This window comes from Salinivibrio sp. MA427 (assembly GCF_001996115.1).
In the GTDB taxonomy this organism is placed as follows: Bacteria; Pseudomonadota; Gammaproteobacteria; order Enterobacterales; family Vibrionaceae; genus Salinivibrio; species Salinivibrio costicola.
Genome location: NZ_MUFH01000202.1, coordinates 1 through 5,931, shown reverse-complemented (window position 1 = coordinate 5,931; position 5,931 = coordinate 1). Strand labels below are relative to the sequence as shown.

General features: G+C 50.9%; 5 protein-coding genes and 2 pseudogenes. 4 read left to right on the top strand and 3 right to left on the bottom strand.

All coding sequences use genetic code 11. The features are described from left to right. Window positions 1-39 precede the first annotated feature (39 nt). The 3 genes from pspC to pspA are packed head-to-tail and all read right to left on the bottom strand — an operon-like array spanning window position 40 to window position 1,352. Entirely contained in the window at window positions 40-435 is a 396-nt protein-coding gene (gene pspC / locus BZG79_RS11675; RefSeq protein WP_021022378.1) for an envelope stress response membrane protein PspC, read from the bottom strand. Continuing rightward, window positions 432-662, bottom strand: a complete 231-nt coding sequence (gene pspB / locus BZG79_RS11670) for an envelope stress response membrane protein PspB (RefSeq protein ID WP_021022379.1) — start codon at window positions 660-662, stop codon at window positions 432-434. Before pspB ends, pspC begins: the two co-directional genes overlap by 4 nt. Before the next feature lie 21 nt (window positions 663-683). Next, window positions 684-1,352, bottom strand: a complete 669-nt coding sequence (gene pspA, locus BZG79_RS11665) for a phage shock protein PspA (RefSeq protein ID WP_021022380.1) — start codon at window positions 1,350-1,352, stop codon at window positions 684-686. A 161-nt stretch (window positions 1,353-1,513) separates the two neighbouring features. Between pspA and pspF the strand changes: the two genes are divergently transcribed. The 4 genes and pseudogenes from pspF (at window position 1,514) to BZG79_RS11645 (ending at window position 5,891) form a co-directional block, all read left to right on the top strand. Next, complete coding sequence (gene pspF / locus BZG79_RS11660; protein WP_077774463.1) at window positions 1,514-2,509, top strand: phage shock protein operon transcriptional activator; 996 nt, start codon at window positions 1,514-1,516, stop codon at window positions 2,507-2,509. A 141-nt stretch (window positions 2,510-2,650) separates the two neighbouring features. Next, window positions 2,651-4,270 (top strand): ABC transporter substrate-binding protein SapA, encoded by a 1,620-nt coding sequence (gene sapA, locus BZG79_RS11655; protein ID WP_077575836.1) that lies wholly within the window; start codon window positions 2,651-2,653, stop codon window positions 4,268-4,270. Window positions 4,271-4,273: 3 nt separating this feature from the next. Further along, window positions 4,274-5,045: pseudogene (locus BZG79_RS11650) on the top strand (ABC transporter permease subunit). Further along, window positions 5,032-5,891, top strand: a pseudogene (locus BZG79_RS11645) (ABC transporter permease subunit). The pseudogenes BZG79_RS11650 and BZG79_RS11645 overlap by 14 nt, the downstream one beginning before the upstream one ends. Window positions 5,892-5,931: the final 40 nt, after the last annotated feature.

The following is a 5,931-nucleotide window of genomic DNA, read 5'->3' as shown; positions in this document are numbered from 1 at the left end:
GTGCATAGTTAAATGCGTGTTCTGATAAGTTGAGGCGGATTATAGCTTTTTAAACGCTTGATCAACGTTAAACGCTGATGATGTCACATAGGCTTCCATCTGAGTGATCTTGTCTTCCATTTGCGTGAACTCGCCGTTGAGATCACGGATCAGTTGGCTGGCTGACTTGCCCGACTGCCATGGCTTTTGTTTCACCTGATGCGCTGGCGCCGCTTGAGCCGGCTCAACCGTTTCGTGTTCTTGCGCCGGTTTTTTATCTAAGATCAGCACGGCGGCGATGTAGGCCACCACCACAAAAAAACCGAAGCCGAGCAAAAACGCGGAGACCGTCAGGATCCGTACTAACCAGGTTTCCATCCCAAAGTGGTTGGCAAGGCCGGCGCACACACCGGCAATGCGGCCGTTGTCGGGATCTCGATATAAGGTTCCCCTCATGCGCGTTGCCTCCATTGTGGCGCTTCAGCATCAAGCAAGCGCTCTAAGTTATCCACACGGGCTTGCAGTTTTTCAGCGCGCTGAGCCAGCTGCTGTAACGTTTCGTAATCTTGCCCACTTAAGCCCTGCTCAACTTGGCGTTTACTGCGGTAATGCAGCAACAGCCATAGCGGGGCGACGAACAGTAAAAATATCGCCAGTGGAAAGCCAAGAAATAGTGATGACATGTCCGCTCCTCGTCGTATTGGTTATGATTGATTATCTTTCATTTTGGCTTTTAAAGACGCCAACTCTTTCTCAATTTCGTCTTGGGCTTGAAGATCCGCGAACTCGTCGTCTAGTCCTTTGCCTTTGCCAACTTGATAACTGTCGGCTTCCGCTTCAAGTTCGTCAATACGGCGCTCGTATTGTTCAAATTTCGCCATTGCTTCGTCCGCACGACCACTGCCGAGGTGACGACGTACATCACGACGATTGCCCGCAGTCTCACGGCGAATGCTCAGCGATTGCTGACGTGCCCGCGTTTCGCTCAGCTTGGTCTCAAGCGCTGCAATTTCACCACTCAGTTTTTCAACGCTTTCCGCAATTAAACTCAGCTCTTCATCGAGTGCGACTTTCACATCATGCGCTTTCTGTTTTTCGATCAAGGCAGCGCGCGCGAGATCTTCACGATCTTTTTGCAGCGCTAGCGAGGCTTTTTCCTGCCAGTCTTGAATTTGGCGTTCGATGTTTTCAATCTTACGCGCGACTTCTTTTTTATCTGCCAGCGCTTTCGCTGATGATGTCCGCACCTCTACCAAGGTGTCTTCCATTTCTTGAATGATCAAACGGATCATTTTTTGTGGATCTTCTGCCTTATCGAGCAAGGCATTGACGTTGGCATTGACGATATCTGCAAAACGAGAAAAGATTCCCATCACTGACTCCTTCTATTTGTTCAAGTTTGTTTAAACCTGCTCACACTTATTCAAACGGTATGCCAACTTTTTATGCACTATTTTTCAATCGGTTAAAAGCAGTTGCGTCGGCCTTCTAAACCGTTCATGATGAATAAAACCACTATTTGGTAAAAATCGCCATGCGAGAACAAGATAACTTACTGGGGGAGTCCGACCGTTTTTTAGCCGTGTTAGACCATGTTAGTCGGCTGGCCCCGCTCAACCGTCCGGTTCTGATTATGGGTGAGCGCGGCACCGGGAAAGAGTTAATCGCGCAGCGTCTTCATTACCTCTCAACCCGTTGGTCACAACCGCTTGTGAGCTTGAACTGTGCGGCGCTAAGCGAGGGGCTGATCGATTCTGAGCTCTTTGGCCATGAGGCCGGTGCTTTTACCAGTGCCAAAGGCCGACATGCGGGCCGATTTGAGCGCGCTGAGGGCGGAACTCTATTCTTGGACGAGATTGCTACCGCGCCTCAGGGCGTTCAGGAAAAGTTACTCCGTGTGATTGAATATGGCGAATATGAACGTGTTGGCGGCACCACGCCTTTGCGCGCAGATGTTCGGCTGGTGTGCGCCACCAATGAAGATCTACCCGCGCTTGCGCAAGACAACCAATTTCGTCCTGATCTGCTGGACCGGCTCGCCTTCGACGTTATCCATCTTCCCCCGCTTCGCGAGCGCCAGCAGGATATCTTGATCATGGCCGAGCACTTTGCCATGAAAATGGCGGTTGAGCTCGGTTATCCATTATTTGCGGGCTTTTCGCAATCGGCCCAAGCACAATTGCTAACACACTCCTGGCCAGGTAATGTGCGAGAGCTGAAAAATGCAGTTGAGCGGGCGCTCTCTCGCCATAATGATGCCACCACACCCATCGATACGATTTGCCTTGACCCATTTTCACCGCCTTGGCAGCCTCAGCAATCCACACATGCTCCTTCAGCGGTCAAAGGTTCACTTCCAGCCTTTCCTCTTGATCTGCGTGAGTGGCAAACCACACAAGAACGCGATTTGGTCACAGCGGCGTTGTCGCAAGCCAACTATCATCAGAGGAAGGCCGCGCAGTTACTCGGCCTAAGCTACCATCAATTCAGGGGGCTGTTGCGCAAGTATAACGTGGGACAAGATAACTAATCTTGTGGTTGCTCAACCTTTATCGGCACAGGGACAACTCACGGACACAGAAACGCAAGATAACCCCTACTTTACTTGGTGGTAAGACCGTTTCGGTGGTAGATTACGGGATTCATTTTGATAGCTGATTTTACTTGGTTTATGCGCGTTTTTTTCCAGTTTTTGATCCTGGGCGTGAGCGGTCTGCTTCTCGCAGGTTGTGATGCGGCTAACGATCAACGTGCGGCCGACAACCGTGGTTTTGTGTTTTGTGGCCCAGGCCAACCGAACACATTTAACCCTCAGTTGACCGATGGCGGCCTGACCGCAGACACCTTATCGAGCCAGCTGTACGATCGCCTGCTTCAGCTGAACCCTGACACCTACCAACCCGAGCCCATGCTCGCGAAAAGTTGGGAGGTCAGTGATGACGGTAAAACCTATACCTTTGTACTCCGTCGTGGTGTGGCTTTTCATCGCAGTGTGACTTTTACGCCGTCTCGTTACCTCAATGCTGAGGACGTTGTTTTCTCTTTTCGGCGCTTGATTAACCCCCGTCACCCTTTTCATCGCATTTCTGGCGGCCAATATCCATGGTTCGATAGCATGGATTTTTCAAGTTTAGTCTCGAGTGTCAAAGCGACCGATACCTATCGTGTGCAATTTACCCTCTCGCGACCCGATGTGTCGTTTCTTTCTACACTGGCCACCAAATTTTCGGTGATTCTTTCAAAAGAATATGCCAACCAATTATTAGCCGCCGGTACACCGGAAAAGATCGACGCCTACCCGGTTGGCACTGGCCCGTTTGCTATGGCTGAATATCAGCCTCGTGAATTAATTCGTCTGCGCCGCCACTGGCAATATTGGCAAGGTCCCGCCCCGATGGAGCAGGTGGTCTTTGATATTTCAACCCGAGGAACGGGCACCTTGGCAAAAATGCTGACGGGTGAATGTGATGTGCTCGCCTCTCCCGTTGCCAGTCAGTTACCCGTCGTGGTGAATGATCCGCGCTTTCGTTTATCATCTCAAACGGGGATGAACGTGGCGTTTATTGCGCTCAACACCCGCCATCCAGCGCTTTCGCAGGTGGAGGTTCGTCAGGCGATCAATCTGGCGATTAATCGCGGCGCCTTACTAAGCTCGGTGTATTATGGCACAGGCACGCCTGCCACCAGCTTGTTGCCACCGATGTCTTGGGCGTATGACCCTAATCAGCAAAGCCAACATGATCCCAAGCTCGCAGCGGCCCTGCTCGCCAAAGCCGGGTATCGCCATGGGTTCAGTGTTGATTTAACGGTGCCATTAAAGCCCACGGCGTTTAATCCAAGTCCGCGTAAAACCGCCGAACTGATCCAGGCCGATCTGGGAGAAATTGGCATAGACGTAAATATCATTCCAGAAAAAACCGTTAACCGCGCATCGATTCGGGAAGGCGATGACAGTCACGGTATGGTGCTTACCGGTTGGGTGGCCGATAATGGGGATCCTGATGCTTTTTTACGCCCATTACTGACTTGCAATGCCAAGTTCACGGGGTGGAATATCGCCAATTGGTGTAACCGCTTTTTCGATCAAACCTTAAATGAGGCAATTGCGACAGACAATATGGCCATGCGCAAAACCTTATACCAGGACGCACAAACCATTCTTGACCGTCGGATGCCGGTGGTGCCACTTGCCCATGGTATTCAACACCAAGTCCGTGATGCACATTTAACCGGGCTCACGATGACCCCCTTTGGGGCAGACAGTTTTGCTGATGTGTCACGGGAGCGCTAAACCATGCTGATTTATACCTTACGACGCTTCAACTTATTTTTGATCACCTTGGTGATCCTCACCTTGGTCGCTTATAACATCATTTTATTGTCGCCTGATTCAGGATGGCACCAATATGACTATTGGTTAGGGTGGGTTTATTATCTACGCCAACTCATTGATGGAAACCTAGGGCTTGCGGCTAACGGGGAGCCAGTGGTCAATATTCTTGCCCATGTCGCACCGGCGACTTTAGAGCTCTGTATTTCCGCGCTGGCCATTAGCGTGATGGTCGGCGTACCGCTCGGCACGCTCGCAGGGCTGCGTAGCCAAGGCCCCACTGATAAAGTGATTTCATCCCTCGCCGTCGTGGTATTTTCGATTCCGACATTCTGGTTAGCCATCTTACTGATTATGGTGTTCTCACTCGACTTACAATGGTTCCCCGTATCAGGCCGCTACAACCTTTTGTATGAGATTCCGCATATTTCTGGGTTTGCGTTAGTCGATTTATGGCTCTCGGATTTACCGCTCCAGGGAAAAGTCGCGACCGATATTATGCGTCATCTTGCTCTCCCGACACTGACGCTTGCCGTGGTTCCGACAACTGAAATTATTAAGANGGCCAGGCATTGGGCGTTGGTTACTCGATGCGCTCCTTGTCAAAGACTATACCTCTGTACAGGCGGGCGTACTCGCGATTGGTGGGTTTGTCTTATTGATTAATATTGTCTCCGATGTGCTAGGGGCGTTTATGAATCCGCTGGTAAGGAAGAAATGGTATGCCCTCAAATAGTGTCTACGTTGAACAGCATATTCCCACTCAGTTTGAGCGGACTTGGACTGCCTTTCGCCGCAATAAGTTAGCTGTGATTGGGTTTTGGTGTCTAGCCGGGCTTCTCTTAGTGACCCTCTTTGCACCCTTGCTCGCCCCTTGGAGCCCGCAACATCAAACGGGTCAGCTTTTGATGCCACCCTCTTGGGTACAGTCTGGGCAGATTGAGTTTTTTCTCGGCACCGATGATTTGAGCCGCGACATGCTATCGCGCTTAATTGCCGGCTCTCGCTTAACCTTTGGATTGGCGCTGATAACGGCATTAACCGCGTCGTTGGTCGGCATCGCTATTGGTGTGCTGGCAGGCATGACCANATTCTTGACAGCATTCTTTCCATCCCTTCGCTGCTATTGGCGATCATTGTGGTCGCCTTTCTCGGTGTCGGTGAAACCCAGATATTGCTCGCGATTTGGTTGTCACTGATCCCTCGAATTATTCGTGCGGTGTATACCGCGGTCCACGATGAAATAGAGAAAGATTACATCATCGCCGCACGCTTGGATGGCGCGAATAATATCTATCTGTTACACCATTCTATTTTGCCGAATATTGTCACCGTATTGAGTACTGAAGTAACCCGTGCAATCTCGGTCGCGATCTTGGATGTTGCCGCGCTGGGTTTTCTAGGATTAGGGGCTCAACCCCCAGCCCCCGAATGGGGCGCTATGCTCGGTGATTCCATTGAGCTTATTTTTACCGCTCCCTGGACAGTGACCCTGCCCGGCATAGCCATTGCGTTTAGCGTGTTGGTTGTTAACCTTGTCGGTGAGGGCGTCAGCCAAGCCATCAACGCAGGAACTGAATAATGCCGTTATTAGATATTCGACACCTAACCATCGAAATTGA